The 14,389-nt window shown below is 67.8% G+C and carries 12 protein-coding genes and 2 CRISPR repeat arrays (1 of these 14 running past the window's edge); of the genes, 9 read left to right on the top strand and 3 right to left on the bottom strand.

What is annotated here, in order from left to right:
• Positions 1–8: 8 nt before the first annotated feature.
• From AB0M45_RS09255 to AB0M45_RS09220, 8 genes are read left to right on the top strand one after another with little or no spacing between them, the layout of a single operon-like run.
• Positions 9–3,587 carry a transglycosylase SLT domain-containing protein gene (locus AB0M45_RS09255; protein ID WP_364324776.1) on the top strand — a complete coding sequence of 1,193 codons (3,579 nt, stop codon included), beginning with the start codon at positions 9–11 and terminating at the stop codon, positions 3,585–3,587.
• 9 nt (positions 3,588–3,596) lie between these two features.
• Positions 3,597–4,514 (top strand): hypothetical protein, encoded by a 918-nt coding sequence (locus AB0M45_RS09250; protein ID WP_364324773.1) that lies wholly within the window; start codon positions 3,597–3,599, stop codon positions 4,512–4,514.
• Positions 4,511–6,055 carry a hypothetical protein gene (locus AB0M45_RS09245; protein ID WP_364324770.1) on the top strand — a complete coding sequence of 515 codons (1,545 nt, stop codon included), beginning with the start codon at positions 4,511–4,513 and terminating at the stop codon, positions 6,053–6,055. The genes AB0M45_RS09250 and AB0M45_RS09245 overlap by 4 nt, the downstream gene beginning before the upstream one ends.
• Complete coding sequence (locus AB0M45_RS09240; RefSeq protein WP_364324767.1) at positions 5,940–6,266, top strand: hypothetical protein; 327 nt, start codon at positions 5,940–5,942, stop codon at positions 6,264–6,266. The genes AB0M45_RS09245 and AB0M45_RS09240 overlap by 116 nt, the downstream gene beginning before the upstream one ends.
• Positions 6,263–6,856 carry a DUF2744 domain-containing protein gene (locus AB0M45_RS09235; RefSeq protein ID WP_364324764.1) on the top strand — a complete coding sequence of 198 codons (594 nt, stop codon included), beginning with the start codon at positions 6,263–6,265 and terminating at the stop codon, positions 6,854–6,856. Before AB0M45_RS09240 ends, AB0M45_RS09235 begins: the two co-directional genes overlap by 4 nt.
• A gap of 40 nt (positions 6,857–6,896) precedes the next feature.
• A complete protein-coding gene (locus tag AB0M45_RS09230) occupies positions 6,897–8,291 on the top strand; it encodes a peptidoglycan DD-metalloendopeptidase family protein (RefSeq protein ID WP_364324761.1) in 1,395 nt (464 codons plus the stop codon).
• A 3-nt stretch (positions 8,292–8,294) separates the two neighbouring features.
• Positions 8,295–8,585 carry a hypothetical protein gene (locus AB0M45_RS09225; RefSeq protein WP_364324758.1) on the top strand — a complete coding sequence of 97 codons (291 nt, stop codon included), beginning with the start codon at positions 8,295–8,297 and terminating at the stop codon, positions 8,583–8,585.
• Between the two features lie 6 nt (positions 8,586–8,591).
• Entirely contained in the window at positions 8,592–9,389 is a 798-nt protein-coding gene (locus AB0M45_RS09220; protein WP_364324755.1) for a hypothetical protein, read from the top strand.
• A gap of 284 nt (positions 9,390–9,673) precedes the next feature.
• On the opposite strand, the gene AB0M45_RS09215 is transcribed toward AB0M45_RS09220, so the two are convergent.
• On the bottom strand, positions 9,674–9,985 hold the full coding sequence (locus AB0M45_RS09215; protein ID WP_364324910.1) for a hypothetical protein: 312 nt from the start codon (positions 9,983–9,985) through the stop codon (positions 9,674–9,676).
• Positions 9,982–10,092: a DUF6374 family protein gene (locus tag AB0M45_RS09210; RefSeq protein ID WP_364324907.1), complete on the bottom strand. Its 111-nt coding sequence runs from the start codon at positions 10,090–10,092 to the stop codon at positions 9,982–9,984. The genes AB0M45_RS09215 and AB0M45_RS09210 overlap by 4 nt, the downstream gene beginning before the upstream one ends.
• Positions 10,093–10,302: 210 nt before the next feature.
• Between AB0M45_RS09210 and AB0M45_RS09205 the strand changes: the two genes are divergently transcribed.
• Complete coding sequence (locus AB0M45_RS09205; RefSeq protein ID WP_364324752.1) at positions 10,303–10,629, top strand: hypothetical protein; 327 nt, start codon at positions 10,303–10,305, stop codon at positions 10,627–10,629.
• A gap of 526 nt (positions 10,630–11,155) precedes the next feature.
• A CRISPR array of direct repeats spans positions 11,156–12,037; the repeat unit is 28 nt; unit sequence GTGCTCCCCGCGCCCGCGGGGATGATCC.
• A gap of 94 nt (positions 12,038–12,131) precedes the next feature.
• On the opposite strand, the gene AB0M45_RS09200 is transcribed toward AB0M45_RS09205, so the two are convergent.
• The gene (locus tag AB0M45_RS09200) at positions 12,132–13,733 is read right to left on the bottom strand and encodes an ISL3 family transposase (RefSeq protein ID WP_364324749.1); all 1,602 of its coding nucleotides are present in this window, start codon (positions 13,731–13,733) and stop codon (positions 12,132–12,134) included.
• A 118-nt stretch (positions 13,734–13,851) separates the two neighbouring features.
• Positions 13,852–14,389: a CRISPR direct-repeat array (repeat unit 28 nt; unit sequence GTGCTCCCCGCGCCCGCGGGGATGATCC); it runs 405 nt beyond the window's last position.

Genomic DNA, 14,389 nt, shown 5'->3' with positions numbered 1-14,389 from the left:
GAGCCGGTGTGGCGCAGTCCTATTCCGCGGGCTCCTCCCACCTGACCGTCGTCCCGGAACTCGCCCGCGACTTCGTCACCCGGCTGCGCACACAGCTGGCGCGCATCCGCACCACCCACGGCGTGCGGATCCTCCCGAACCTGGCTGATTTCGCCACGCAGCTGCGTACCCGGCTGGCGCGGATGCGCACCCTCACCGTCGGGGTGCGGGTCGTTCCGGATCTGTCCGGTTTCGCGACCCGCATGAATACCGCGCTTGCCCGGTTCCGTAGCCGGGTGATCCGGGTCGGGATCGATATCGACCAGTCTCAGCTGCAACAGCTGACGCACCTGCTGTCGCGCTTGCAGGGCAGTGCCGGTCCAGCGGGGCTGTCGCTGGGGCGGCTGGGATCGGTGATGACGCTGGCTTCGGTCGCGGCCGGAGGGTTGAAAGCCGCGATCCTCGGCCTGGTCCTCGGGTCGCTGTTCCCGCTCATCGCCGTTGCGGCGCAAGCCGCGGGCACCCTCGGGCTGTTGCCCGCGGCTGCCGCGGCCGCCGCCGCAGGGATCGCCACGATCGCGGTCGGCGTCTCCGGGGTGAAAGACGCCTTCGCCGCCGCCCAGCAGATGTCGGAAACGGCCGGGCAGGACGCTCAAGCACGTTCGCGGGCGATCGCGGCGGCACAGCGTGGTGAGCAGCAGGCGACTCGCAGTGTGGAGCAGGCCCGCAAGGACCTCAACCGCGCCTACACCGAAGCATCCAAGCGGATGCGGGATCTCGAGCTTCAGGCCCGCGGAGCGGCGTTGAGCGAAGGCGATGCGCTGTTGTCGATCGCCGAAGCCCGCCGCGATTTGGCGCAGCTGCAATCAACCGACCCCCTCGACTATGCCCGCGCCAACAAGCGCATCGCCGACGCCGAACAACAACTGCTCGAGACGCGCGCGCGGCGCGCCGACATCGACGAGCAACTGGCCGACGCCCAACGCAAAGGACTCGACGACAGCGATGAGGTCGTCGCCGCCCGTGAGCTTCTGGCCGATGCCGAACAGCAGCTGGCCGAGGCCCGCACCGCGGTGACGGACGCGGCCACACAGGTTTCTCCAGCCGCGCAAGCGTTCGAGCGGGCGATGGCCAAGCTGTCCCCGGCCGCGCAAGATTTCGTCACCAAGATCCGTGGTCTGTCGGGCGCGTGGACGAGTTTCCGGATGGCGGTGCAGCAGCCGCTGTTCGACGGCCTGGGTGATTCCGTCGTTGGTCTGGCGGACGCGCAACTCGGGCGGGTGCGCGACGGGTTGGCCGGGATCGCGGGCGCGATCAACGCGGGCCTGCGCCGGGTCCTCGATGACCTGGCCACCCCAGAGACGGGGGACAAGCTCGAGACCATCTTCACCAACGCTCAGGCGGCGGTCGGGCCGCTGATCGACGGGGTCAACGACCTCGTTCAAGGTTTGCTGAGCTTGGCGGGGGTCGGGAGCGAGTTCCTGCCCGAGGCGAGCAACAGTGTCGCCGACACGACCGCCAGCTTCCGGGCGTGGGCCGAAAGCCCCGACGGCCAGTCCCGTTTCCGCGACTTCCTGCGCGAGTCGATCGACGCGCTCGGCCGGGTCTGGGAGCTGGCCAAGTCCATCGGCAAAGCCCTGGGCGGGTTGCTGGATACGGCGGAGCCGTCGGGTGAGTCGATGATCGATTCGCTGGTGGGCAACCTCGACCGGTTCTCGGCCTGGCTGAACTCACCCGAGGGCCGCCAAGCCATGCGCGACTTCTGGGAAGACGTCCGCACCACCGTCACCAACCTCGCCAACCTCGCGGTGTGGATCGGGCGCGCCGCGGAGAAGCTGTATGAGTTCCTCGACCGGATCCGCGACATCGGCGGGATCAACATCTTCCAGGGAGCGCTATTCACCCTGATCGAAAACCTCGGCAAGGTGCCGGAAGCGTTCGCCAGGATCCGCGAATGGCTCGATGACCACCTCCCCAGCTCGCTGACCGGGGCGGTGCTGAATCTGACCGGGTTCGGTGACTCGCTGGATTCGCTGCGCGGCCGGGTCGCGAGCATCGTCTCCGGGATCGGCGACGCCTGGGACGGGCTGCGGGAGAAGACGGCCACGCCAATCAACTGGGTGATCGAGCACGTCGTCAACGGCGGGTTCCGCGGCGCGTGGAACGCGATCCGCACGGTTGTGCCGGTGCTGCCGGAGTGGACCGGGGACGTGCCGCTGATCCAGGTCGCCCAACGCGCCACCGGCGGCCCCGCCGCTGACGGCCACATCACCGGTCCGGGATCTCGGATCTCGGACTCGGTACCGGCGCTGTTGTCGCGTGACGAACATGTCTGGACCGGCGCCGAAGTCGACGCCGTCGGCGGGCACGGCGCGATGCAGCGGCTGCGCCGCGCCGCGCTCGCGGGACAGCTGCCACGCTTCCGGGTCGGCGGCGGGCTATTCGGGTCGGTGACCGATTGGGTAGGCGACCGGCTCGCCTCCGCGACTGCGGGCGTGCGGGGCAGGATCGCCGAGCTGTTCCTGACCCCGGTTCAGGCGCTCGCCGACGCGATCCCCGACCTCGGCGGGGGGATCGGGCAGCTGCCGGGTGCGTTGTTGCGGCAGTTCACCGAGGCCGCGACCCAGGTGATCGTCGGCCGGACCGCGAGTCTGCGGGCCGGAGCGGGCGCCCGCGGCGCGGTGCTGCCGCCGGGGGAGGGTGTGCAGCGGTGGCGGGCGCTGGCGATCGAGGCGCTCAAGCGGGAGGGTTTCGATCCCGGCCAGGTCGACATCATGCTCTCGCAAATCCAATCCGAATCCGGTGGCGACCCGAACATCGCCCAACAGATCGTCGACATCAACGGCACCGGCGAAGCCGCAGGCGTCGGGCTGCTGCAAATCATCCCGGGAACCTTTGCCGCACACCGCGACCCATCCCTGCCGAACGATCGGCGGGATCCGCTCGCGAACATGATCGCGGCCTTGAGGTACTACAAGTCCCGCTACGGCATGGACCTGTCGCAGATGTGGGGCCACGGCCACGGCTACGACACCGGCGGGGTGTGGGAGCCCGGCACGCTGGGCTGGAACACCTCCGGCAAACCCGAAGCCGTCCTCACCAACGACCAGTGGCGCTGGTTCCGCGAGCTCATCGACTCCCTCGCCCAACCCGTACCCGGCCAGCAGAACCCCGGCCTCGACGATCCCGCCCGCAAAGGCGTGGGTCTGGACACGTGGGAGTCGCTGGGGCAGAAGGCCACCGACGTGCTCGCCAGCGCGGGCAAGAGCTTCCTGGAGGGGCAGCTCGATGACGCGCTGTCGGTGATCGGTGCCCCGAATCTACTGAACTCAGACCGGGCACGGGCGCTGGAGGACTACGCCCGCTCCTACGAGATGTTCGAGGCCACCAAGGCCGCACGTGCCGCTGGGGCGGCGGACTACCACCAGCTGATGGAACAAGTTGCACCACTGATGCCGTCGGTCTTCCCGCAGCCGGTGGCGGGGCCGGTGTCCAACATCGACGACTCCATCCACATCACCGTGCAAACCCGCGACGTGGACGAAGGGTACCGGCGCGCGCAGCAGGTCGCGGACCTGCGCGCGCTTCAGCACCTGGCGAGGAGGTGAACAACCTCTGTGCTGCAGCTGGATTCGGTGAAGATCGAGATCTACGGGGTCGACGGCTCGCACTGGATCATCAACGGCCCCGACATCGACCGCGACGTGATCACTCTGGCCACCAGCCCGAAAGGGATCTACGACGCCCCGGTCTCCACCAGCTACAAAGCCTCGGCGTTTCAGCGGGGCGCGACCTATCAGGGCAAGCGCTATCTGAAGCGGGACATCACCTTCGCGGTCAACATTCACGGCGCCGACCCCGAGGAATGGGAGGAACGCGACTCCGCCTGGCGCAACGCCTGGGACTACGAACTCGATGCCTGGGACCCCGACGCCACGCTTACGAAAATGCAGGTCACCACCGACCGCGCCTCCCGCTGGCTGTGGCTGGCGTTGGACCGCAATATCGAGTTCGAGTCCGAACGCGACCCGCGGCTGTTGCGCAAATCCATCGTGCCGATGGCCGTCACCGCCGCACAGCCGATGTGGGAAGAACCCACGAAAGTCACCGCGTGGGAGACCGGCCAAGGCGCAGGGGAGGGCCTGATCGAGGTCTCCAACCCCACCGATCTGGAGATGGCTCAGAAATGGGTGCTCACCCGCGGACGCTGGCGGCTGCCGGATGTGTCCTGGCGCGGCAAGAAATACCGCCGCGCCCCCGGCGGCCCCTACGCCAACCGGACACTGACCATGCCGATGCTCGGTGACGTCGAAGGCGGCGCCCGCATCGACCTCGACCCGATCAAGCTGATGGCACGAGACCTCAACGGCACCAACCTGATCGGCCGCATGGGCGGGTTCCACTTCATGCACCGCATCCCGCCCCGCACCCCACCCACCCTGCTACCGGTCAGCGTCACCGACGCCCCCGTCGGCGGGGCGCGGGTCGAGCTGCACCAGCCCCGGTTGTGGACCCGGGCGTGGGGGCTGCGGTGAGCATCGACCTGAACGCGATGTCGCTGGCCGAGCAGTGCGAGGCCATCTGGGAAGCCACCCTGGCTGCCGAGCGCGCCGATGAGCTGGAACGGCTGGCTCAGCCGTTGGTGCGGCTGTGGGACGGGCACTGGCGGCTCGCGGGCCTGGTGTGCTCGGAGTACCGCGCCGAGTTCACCTGGATCGACAACGACACAGGCACCGCGCTGGTCGAACTGCCCCTGGATGACCCCCTGGCGAAATGGGTGTGGCGCACCCGCGCCCGCGTCGCAGCCGGTGAAGGCCGCAACATCCACATCACCTGCGACAAGCCCCCAGGGTCCCGCTGGTCCGGGCGCTTGCACGATCATTCGATCGAGCGCCGCGAGGACGGCAGCCTCATGCTCCTTCTGCGGTTCGTCCACGACTTCCAGCATCTCAAGCACTACCTGATCTGGTCCAACCCCTTCTTCGATGCATCGGTCCAGATCCCACGCGTGTTCGGGCCCGTGCCTGGTCCGGCGCGGTGGGCGTTGAAGCTGCCGCTGTTTTTGAACATCATGCGGGAGCAGGTGCAGCAGCACGGGTGGCAGCTGCCCGACGACCCGCTCGATCCCGCCTCCTGGCTGGGCGCGGTCGGGCTGGACATGTCGCAATGGTCGGTCGTCGTCGCACCCACCAGCTTCGCCGAAGACCTCGCCGCCGGAACCTTGTGGGCGGTCCCGCATTCGCGGTTCAAGTACTGGTTCGACATGGCCCGCGACATCCTCGAAGACGCCGAACTGTCGGTGCGGTGCCGTCGCTGGCTCGACGGCGACCCACCACCCTGGCCCGGCGCGCCACGGCTGCGGCACGGGGTGCTCGTCATCGACATCATCAACTCCTCCGGCTACTACAGCGACACCTCCAGCGGCGGCAACCCCTTCGATGGGCTGGCACGCACCGTCGCCCGCTTCTCCGAGGACTTCATCGACACGATCGAAGAAGCGATCACCGACCCGGTCACCCCAGCCGACTACCTGATCCCGGGTCGCCGCCGCACGCACGTCACGACACCGTTCGCGGTGTACTTCGACGGCCCCGACACCGGGATCGCAACCTCCAAGTTCACCGAGACCGCCTCCACCGCAGTGCAGGTCGTCACCGGAGGGTCCTCGATGCCTGGGGTTGTGGGTGCCCCACCCCTCGACTGGGGTGGGGCACCCACAACCCGAACCCGCCGACGAAACACTGTCAGCCGGGGTGCAGATGGCCGGCGACCTCCTCGCGGCCGCATTGGTGCTCCCGCCGGTGGGCGGGGCTGCCGACAGTTTGCTCCGCCCCCTGTACCAGGGGACGCTGCTGGCCTGGCACGCGGTCAAATCCGCTGCCCGAGAGAACAACTCGGGATGGTCCCGGTTCTTCGAGTACATGGCCGACTCCCCGGGCCGTGCCTACACGATCGCGGCGATGATGGCCCTCAGGAAGGGCCTCCACGACACCCGATCATGGTTCTCCCACGAGATCACCGTCCGCGACGGCGCACCCTTCGTCATCGGGGAGAACGGGCACTGGTTCCTGAGTGACCGCATCGGCGCCACCGCACCCGGTGACGACACCTACACCATCCGCATCGACCGCGTCCGCGAACTCACCCTCGCGTGGGATCGCGACATCTTCCCAGAATGGCGGCCGGTCATCGGGGAAGCAGGCCGCACCAAAGACCGCGGCCAACGCACCCTCGACCTGGTCGCCGACCTCGTCTCCGGCGTGCACGAACTGGGGGTGCTGGCATGAGCTCGGACGGGCAATTCCCCACCCGCGACAACTGCGACCCCACCGACCCCGAAGAAGCCTTCCTCTGGATGCTCGTCGGACTACCCGGCCTCAAGGGCGCGCCGCTCCTGCTGCCGATCCAACATCTCCGCCAAGTCTCCCGCCGATTGTGGGACTGCGGAGCGCGCCCGGTCGAACAACCAGTGATCAAGTACCGGCCACCTCGCGCCGGGGACCCGCACTGGCTCGTCTCACCCGGCACCTGGGCCGACATCAACGACCCCGACCCCGAAGACGTCTTCGACGTCCGCCAGTTCGTCGCCGCACTGCCGCTGCGGCAACGCCAGCAGCTCGCGGCCGCGCTCGGGCTGACCGGCACCGTCCCCGACGAGCCCCCGGCACCGCTGCTGCCGGTCGAATCACCCGTCACCGGCGAGGTGTCGGCGAGCAACGATCCACCACCGGCGTTCGACCCGACCCGCCGCAGCGTGAAAGCCGTCCTGGCCTACCTGCGCCGCGCCGACCCCGACGAACGCGACCGCGTCCTGGCCATCGAGCAACACTTCGGCAAAGCCCGCCCGGCGATCCTGTCGCGCTACCAGCGCACCTAACCCGGCATCCCGAAACGCCCCCGCGGGAAGGAGGTTTCGTATGCCTGCACGCTTTTGGCCGCTGCCCTGGGGGCATCTCATCACCTCACCATTCGGTCCGCGGGAGGGTGGCTGGCATTTCGGCGTCGACTTCGGCTGGCCCGGCGGCTCCGCTGGACTACCGGTCTACGCCTGCCAAGGCGGCACCGTCGTGCGCGCCGGTCCCGCCCGCGGTTTCGGGCGCTGGGTGGTGATCGACCACCCGGAGGCCGACGGCTCGGGCACCACCGTCTACGGGCACGTACGGCCGGAAGTCCTTATGGGGCAACGGGTCGAGGCCGGACAACAGGTCGCGGTGATCGAGCCCGACCCACGGCTCAACGGCGGTGTGCCGCCGCATCTGCATCTGGAGTGGCACCGCAGCGTGCTCAGCCCACCCGGCCCCGATGTCCTCGATCCCCTGCCGTACCTGCACGGCGCGGCCTATCCGGAAGGAGTTCCGATGACGGTGTTCGGCATCGACGTCAGCAACCACCAGGCCGCGTTCGACTTCGCCCGCGCGGCCGCCGAAGGCATGACCTTCGCTACCCACAAGGTCGCCGAAGGCACCTGGCGAGACCCTATGTGGCCGCGCGCCCGCGAGCAGATGGCCGCCCACTTCGAGTTCTGGGGCGGCTACATCTACTGCCGCCTCAACACCCACCCCGAGGTCGAGGCCGACGCCCTGCTCGCCTACCTCGGCGACACGAACGTGCCGATACAAATCGACTACGAAGACCTCACCGGCAAACCCACCCTGACCGACCTGCTTGCCCGCGCCGAAGCCATCACCGCCCGCCGGCTCACCCTACTGCCGATCTACCTGCCGCGCTGGTACTGGCGCGACCACATGCGCTCACCCGACCTCACCGGCCTGCCGGTCGGCATCTGGAACAGCCACTACGTCACCGGCACCGGCAACCCCCACCAGCTCTACCCCGGAGACACCCATCCCGGGTGGGAGCCGATGGGCGGCAAGCCCGTCGACATCCTCCAGTTCTCCTCCACCGCCCAGGTCGGCGGCCAACTCATCGACGTCAACGCCATCCGCGGCGGCCGAGACCAACTTGCCCGCCTGTTCAGAAGGGAACCCGACATGCAGCTCACCGACATCGTCATCAACAAAGACGGCAACCCCGTCACCGTCGCCGACCTGCTCGCCTCCATCGATATGCACGCCTCCTGGGTCGTCGACCAGCTCGCCGGACCCGACTCCCGCCACCAGCCCGGCCCCGCCCTCGACCCCACCGGCTGGCCCCAGCTCGACGACAAATCCGTCGTCGACTCCGTCGCCGCCGCGCACGACAAGATCGACGCCGTCACGGAGCGGTTGGGGCAGGTACAGGAGAAGATCCAGACCATCCTCGAGCACCTCGTCACCGACCCCTACTCCGGCCGCCACCGCCGCCCGGAGTGACCGATGGTATGGCTCAACGCCGACCTCATCCAAGCCGTCGGGGTGGCGATCGCGACCGTCATCGGCGCGGTCACCGCCCGCCAGGCCAGCGAGGTCCGCAAACTCCGCACCCGCGTCACCGACCTGGAACGCCAAACCGGCACCGACCAGCATCGGTTGCGGGACGCGCTACGGCTGATCCGGTCGCTGATGCGCCACAGTGATGAGGTCACCACCCAGCTACGCCACAACGTGCCCGGCGTCGAACCGCCCGACTTCCCGGCGATACCGGCGTGGCTCGAAGACGAGCTGTAATCGCCGGTGACGACACCGAATAGGCCGACACCGGATGCGTCCTGGGACCTCGGAGCGTTTCGCAGGTTCCAGGACCAATCCCCGGAAGACGCCAAGGCCGCGATTCGCTCCGGGGTCATCGGGGCGTTCACCGGCGCGCAGAACGTCCACCGCCGCGAGGTCCGCCAACCCATCCAGCAGCGTCCCACCTACGACGAGATCCCCACCGATATCCCGCTGTGGGCCAACCTCACCGCAACCGACGACACCACCTTCCCCCTCGCTCTACTAGCCCGCCAACCCGATGGCAACGGCGTGCTCTCCGAGCCGCCGTTCTACCAACCCGCCACCGGGTCAATAGAAATCGGCATGATCCGCGCCACTCGCGACCGCGAATACAAGCAGGTCGGGCTGATCATAGGCCCGGCAGGATGGTCCTACGTCAACAACGCTTACGTCGCCATTTACAGCCTCGACCAATACACCGGCGACCTGACCTTGGTCTGGCACAGCGGCGACATCAGACCCGTCCTCACCGCCGCTTCCACCCAATACCGCTTCGACATCCCCACCCTCCAAGCCCGCCAAGGCGACATCTACGGCGTCGGGTTCCATGCCAACTACATCGGCATCGGATACAAACTCGCCACCGTCGCCCGCTGGGTCATCAACCAACCCGGGGGCACCGAACCCCGCCACCCCTACTACTGGAGCCGCGGCATCGATGGCGGCGGCAACGGCCCCGGCTACCCCGTCCCACCACCCTTTATCAGCGCGGCCCACTGCGGCACCAACTACTGGTGGCCCTGGTTCCTCCTTGGGTGAAGCACCCCGACGCCCAACTGCCCAGCCAAAGTCCGGTCGTACCAGCCGTACGAGTAGGCCGATCCAGGCAGGCCGATCAGGTAATCACCGCGCCATACCGCCACCTGCGCCACCACCATCGGGTGAGGGTTGATGAGCACTGAGGTGTTGGCGGAGGAAACCAGCCCAAATCCGGGCAGACTCCTCTGCGGGAGGGCCGCCATTCAGCGGCGGTTCAGGACTCGGGGCAGGACGCCAGGTGTCATGCACACTCTGACGCCCGCCACCGCATCGGTTCCACCCGATCAGTAGCGCGAATCCGTCTCCGCCGACGGCGAGAAGTCATCCTCACCCCCGGCCGCGGCCTCCATCACGTCCAGCATCCGCGCGAGCACGACGTTCCCTGGTTCGCCGCGCTCGAACGCGACGGCGGGCAGCGCAAGAATCCGCGTCACCGCCGCCACCTCGTCCCGTCCTGGCGCCAGTGCGATTCGCCCGGCTAGATACCCGGCGAGTTCGACAGCCGTGACTTCCCGGGTCGCCGTGTTGATCGCGTCGACCACCGCGCGGACAAATGCCTGTTGATCGGCGGCCATCAGCTCCTCGTCGGCCGTCATTCCTTGCCTTGGGTGGCATCGGTGTAGATGCGCAGCCCCTCGGCGAGCTTGCGCGCCATGATCTCCAGCTGCTCGGCCGTGACGAACTTGCCCGAACGCAGCGGCATCAAGCAGCTGTCGGCGCACGTCCTCCACCTGCATCTTGGCGAAATCGAGTCGACTTAACTCGGGCATAGCCCAACCCTACAGAAAATCGAACATGTGTTCTAGATCGATGCGTGCTTCCGCTGCCCATCCCCCTGGCGTGCGCGATCGGCGGCGGCGATCCGCTGCGGTGCAGTTGTAACGGTATTCCAATCAACCTCTCGAAGGCGTCGATGGCCAACTATCTCGGATTCCGCCCGAACAAGTACACCCTCGTCCTCAGCCGCGCCGCGGCGTTCACCCAGCGTCTCGAAACCACCGATAATCCACTACCGGACGGAACCACATCGTGGATCGACCTCTATGACATCGACGACCAGTTGCTCGCCACCTGGCATGCCACCACGATCACGCCCACCGCCGTCGAATACCTCATCGAACCCCACCACACCGACAGCATCGACACCCGACCCAGCGTCAGCTACAACCTCTACCTCAACTACCCCGGCACACGGCTGCCCTACTGCTGGTTCCGCGGACCAATCATCCGAGAACAGTGACTGGTCGGCGAATCCCAGCAGTCGGGGATCGCGCACCGGCCTGCGCCTCATTACTTCGAGAAGCTGATTGCTAAGGCGGACATCGTGATCCGAACCGTCCGCGCCAGCGCCCCACGACCGCCGCTTTTGCGAACCCCTCCGCCGTCCGTGCCAGTCCAATCGCTCAGCGCGCCCGCAACGTCGACCGTGAGCGTCACCGCCCCGATCGAATCCACACCGGAAGCCACGCAGGACCGGGCAGAGCCGCTCGGGCGGTCACCTACTGAAACAGATTGTTCCTGCTGGACGTTTGACGCAGGTACACGCGAATAGGACGCGGTGATCGCGGATACCGCAAAGGGCGTTTGTGCAGGCAGCGCTATGAAATTGAAAGCGACTGCAGGGGGACGTACAACATCTCTCAGGGCGCCGAGCTATCAGGTTCAGATGCGGACGATGAGTATGGGCATCCGAACTCGGCGCCCGTCAGGCTCACCAACCGAACGGGAATCGGCAACTCTGGCAGAATCACCGCTGGTCAATAAGTGTGCTCCCCGCGCCCGCGGGGATGATCCGGTGTGGGACAACCCGTTCCTTCGATCCCTGAAGTGCTCCCCGCGCCCGCGGGGATGATCCTTCCGGGCCAGAAGGTCAAGACTCCGGGCCGACGTGCTCCCCGCGCCCGCGGGGATGATCCGGTCTATGACCGGCCGTCGGATTTCCCCACCGCGTGCTCCCCGCGCCCGCGGGGATGATCCGGGGCGCACGCTGATCCTGGTCGACCAGTCGCCGTGCTCCCCGCGCCCGCGGGGATGATCCTCCCACGCAGTGTGGGGATGATCTGCAGGGCCGTGCTCCCCGCGCCCGCGGGGATGATCCGCCGCCGAACAGGTGCTCGCCGACCTCGAACCCGTGCTCCCCGCGCCCGCGGGGATGATCCGGGGCACCCGATGCCGGGGGGTCGCGGATGGCTGTGCTCCCCGCGCCCGCGGGGATGATCCGCGGTGAGCGGGTGGCTGATCAAGGCATTCGAGGTGCTCCCCGCGCCCGCGGGGATGATCCGGCATCCTGCAACTGACCGGAGACCTCGGCGGTGTGCTCCCCGCGCCCGCGGGGATGATCCGCAGGGCGATTCGAGTGCGGGGAGGTCTGGCGCGTGCTCCCCGCGCCCGCGGGGATGATCCTTCCGCGCACTCGGCCCGCCGAGGCTGTGACCCGTGCTCCCCGCGCCCGCGGGGATGATCCTCCTCCACTCTATAGACCGAGACCTCACACCTCGTGCTCCCCGCGCCCGCGGGGATGATCCTCCTCGTTCATGAACCACAATGGACAACCAGGGAGTGCTCCCCGCGCCCGCGGGGATGATCCGAACAGGCTGAGAACAATACTGAGCGTGGATTTGTGCTCCCCGCGCCCGCGGGGATGATCCGCCACTGTGGAGCCGAAGCCGGAACATCCCGGTTGTCAACGGAACGCCAATGGTGGATCTGGCACAAATTTGGTGATGTCGGCTGCCGGATTGCTCACTCGCTCAATAGGATCCGCTTGCGAAGCAAGTCGGTCTTCGCCCGGCCGAACATTTGCCGTTTGAGCATTTTGATGCGGTTGACGTGGCCTTCGACCGTCCCGCTGTTCCAGGACATGGTCAGGCCGGCGACGACCGCGTCCTGGTCACGGCGCAGGCCCCGGACGAAGGAGTGCAGCGCCGGTTGGTCGTCGGCGTCGACGGCGGCCATCCACCGTTCGAGATCTCGGCCGCGCCGCTCGCCCATGATCTTGGCGAACGCGCGGACATGCCCGGTCAGCGCGGCCAGTTCCGGGCTCACGGCCAGGATCGATTCGAGGCCGTCCCGGTGCTCGGCAGCGATGGTGTCGGGGTTGGTCATGATCCAGCTGACGACCTTGCGGACCGCCGGTGGTTTGCGTGGCGGGGCCGGGATATGCGCGAGGGCGCGGAAGGGCTGCAGGTAGGTGCGCACCATCTTCTCGCTGCCCTGGTAACCGCGGGACTTGATCTCTTCGAACAGCTGGTTCGCGTTGGTGCAGCCCTCGTTCCACCGCCGATGAAGGTCGGGTTTGTATGCGTCGAGCACGCTGACGCGGTACCCGGTGCGGTTGTTGACCAGCAGCTCATCAGCCGATTCGGCGCGAGCGAAGCGGCGTGCGGTGCCGCGCGCGAGCCCCAGCTGGCGGCTGATCGCACGAATGGTCTCGCCTTGGGCCAGCAGCGCATGGACCTCACTCCAGCGCTTGCGGGTGCGCACCGCGGTGCGATCCTGCCGTTGGTGAGGCGCGACCGGTCCGCGGGGTATTTCGGCGGTGACCTCGGTGAGGGCAGGCCGGTCACGCGGTTCGGGATCGGCGATCGCGGCAGCGAGGCTGGCACGGTGGCGTGCCACGGTGCGTTCAACTGCCTCGCCGAGGTTGCGCCAGATATGCCATCGATCGGCGACCTGCACCGCATCCGGTGCTCCCACCGCAGCACCCTCGGCGTAGGCGCCGGCGCGGTCACGGCAGACGATCTCGACGCCCAGGTGGGCCCGCAGCCAGGCCGCGAGGGTGTCGGCGGTTCGGTCGTCGAGCACCTCGATCGGGCGGCGGGTCTGCATGTCGATCAGGATCGTTCCGTAGTTGTGCCCGCGACGCAGGGCGAAGTCGTCGACACCCAGCACCCGCGGGAGCGAATGCTGGGGATCGGGCAGCGCCCGGATCTGGCGCAGCAACGTCATCCGGCTCACCGTCGCGGCCAACTGCCGGGTCAAACGCGCGCCAGCGCGGCCGCCCAACGCCAACCCGACCGCGCACAACGCCCGTTCCAGGATCAGCGTGCGGCGGGCGTGTCTGGCCGCCAGCTGAGGCACTTGCTCAGCGAAAGTTGTTTTGCCGCAATCGGAGTTATCGCAGAACAACCTGCGGACCTGCAACCTGATCACGACCTCGCGGCCGGTGATCGAGGTGTCGGACAACCGCCGCTGATAACGGCTATGGACCCGGCCCGACAGCGTCCCGCAGCCGGGACACCCGACCGGATCCTCACCGGTAGCGGCATCGATCCGCACCGTTGAACCCGCCGCGCGGATCGTCTCGATCCGCAACCCGTCCAGATGCGGGAACAGGACCCTCATCGGTTCAAGATCAGAACACCCGCGACATCATGAACTATCAACCGCCCCTTCGCATCCCGAACCGGGTCAATCACGAAGTCTGTGCCAGATCCAGTTTTCACGTTCCGCCGACACCGGTGTGCTCCCCGCGCCCGCGGGGATGATCCGGGCCTGCTGCTGATCGGCGCCCCCCACGAGATGTGCTCCCCGCGCCCGCGGGGATGATCCGCAGTGAGCGAGCGTTTCCAGACCCTGACCCTCGTGCTCCCCGCGCCCGCGGGGATGATCCGCCCTTGTCCTGCAACTTCTTCAGCCGGGTCTCGTGCTCCCCGCGCCCGCGGGGATGATCCGGCATCCACCTGCCGCCCCATCAGGATCTTCGTGTGCTCCCCGCGCCCGCGGGGATGATCCGTAACCATCGGCTAGGGAGAGGCGAGTAACGAAGTGCTCCCCGCGCCCGCGGGGATGATCCGGATTGACGTCGAGGTTCGATCGGGTTCTGAGGGTGCTCCCCGTGCCCGCGGGGATGATCCGGAGATATCCAGCACGGTAGCCAATCGGTCGGCGTGCTCCCCGCGCCCGCGGGGATGATCCGCCTTCATCTGGAGTCAACGGACCGGTATTCGAGTGCTCCCCGCGCCCGCGGGGATGATCCGGACACCAGAAGCCCCCACTGG

It is taken from the genome of Nocardia sp. NPDC051787 (genome assembly GCF_040681325.1).
Classification (GTDB): domain Bacteria; phylum Actinomycetota; class Actinomycetes; order Mycobacteriales; family Mycobacteriaceae; genus Nocardia.
The sequence above is the reverse complement of the archived record's forward strand: the minus strand, read 5'-3'. Positions and strand labels throughout refer to the sequence as shown.

Excerpts from the sequence above, each read along its gene's own strand:
- AB0M45_RS09210 (WP_364324907.1), bottom strand. The coding sequence starts at position 10,092 with ATGCCGCTGCGTTCGGGCAAGTTCGTCACGGCCGAGCAGCTGGAGATC.
- AB0M45_RS09205 (WP_364324752.1), top strand. The coding sequence starts at position 10,303 with ATGGCCAACTATCTCGGATTCCGCCCGAACAAGTACACCCTCGTCCTC.
- AB0M45_RS09200 (WP_364324749.1), bottom strand. The coding sequence starts at position 13,733 with ATGAGGGTCCTGTTCCCGCATCTGGACGGGTTGCGGATCGAGACGATC.
- AB0M45_RS09225 (WP_364324758.1), top strand. The coding sequence starts at position 8,295 with ATGGTATGGCTCAACGCCGACCTCATCCAAGCCGTCGGGGTGGCGATC.
- AB0M45_RS09240 (WP_364324767.1), top strand. The coding sequence starts at position 5,940 with ATGATGGCCCTCAGGAAGGGCCTCCACGACACCCGATCATGGTTCTCC.
- AB0M45_RS09235 (WP_364324764.1), top strand. The coding sequence starts at position 6,263 with ATGAGCTCGGACGGGCAATTCCCCACCCGCGACAACTGCGACCCCACC.
- AB0M45_RS09215 (WP_364324910.1), bottom strand. The coding sequence starts at position 9,985 with ATGACGGCCGACGAGGAGCTGATGGCCGCCGATCAACAGGCATTTGTC.
- AB0M45_RS09230 (WP_364324761.1), top strand. The coding sequence starts at position 6,897 with ATGCCTGCACGCTTTTGGCCGCTGCCCTGGGGGCATCTCATCACCTCA.